Annotated in this window: 1 protein-coding gene; it reads left to right on the top strand. The window is 30.4% G+C overall.

What is annotated here, in order from left to right:
* The first annotated feature begins 133 nt into the window (after positions 1-133).
* Positions 134-613 carry an IS200/IS605 family transposase gene (tnpA, locus tag LQ611_RS13925; RefSeq protein ID WP_103362102.1) on the top strand — a complete coding sequence of 160 codons (480 nt, stop codon included), beginning with the start codon at positions 134-136 and terminating at the stop codon, positions 611-613.
* Positions 614-626 lie beyond the last annotated feature (13 nt).

Here is a 626-nt window from a genome sequence, read left to right as displayed (position 1 = left end):
TTGTGTAATTAAAACCATACGCTATGCGTATGGTACAGTATGGTTTCACCGTTGTATTAAAAAATGCATCTCTACATGCTAGAATAATATTTGGTCAGCCAACCAAAATTAACAACACGAGGAGATGCATTAAATGTCATCAGACACAAACAGTTTAGCACATACAAAATGGAATTGTAAGTACCACATTGTGTTTGCACCAAAATATCGTAGACAAATTATTTATGGGAAAATAAAAAGAGATATTGGTATTATTTTAAGACAATTGTGTGAAAGAAAAGGTGTAGAAATAATAGAAGCTGAAGCATGTAAAGATCATATTCATATGTTAGTTAGTATTCCACCAAAGTTAAGTGTCTCTCAATTTGTAGGTTATTTAAAAGGGAAGAGTAGCTTAATGATATTTGATAGACATGCCCATTTAAAGTATAGATATGGTAACAGAAAATTTTGGTGTAAAGGATTTTATGTGGATACAGTTGGTAGAAATAAAAAAGTGATAGAAAATTATATAAGAAATCAATTACAAGAGGATATAGTAGCAGAACAGTTAACAATGATAGAGTACATAGATCCTTTTACTGGGGAAGAAACTCGAAAGAAGAAAAAATAAAACAACCCTTTTA

The organism is Mammaliicoccus sp. L-M44, from assembly GCF_022386355.1.
GTDB classification, from domain to species: domain Bacteria; phylum Bacillota; class Bacilli; order Staphylococcales; family Staphylococcaceae; genus Mammaliicoccus; species Mammaliicoccus sciuri_A.
Note: the sequence above shows the minus strand (reverse complement) of the source record. Positions and strands in the feature narration are given on the sequence as shown.

Coding starts and splice junctions, on each gene's coding strand:
- tnpA (WP_103362102.1), top strand. CDS start 134: ATGTCATCAGACACAAACAGTTTAGCACATACAAAATGGAATTGTAAG.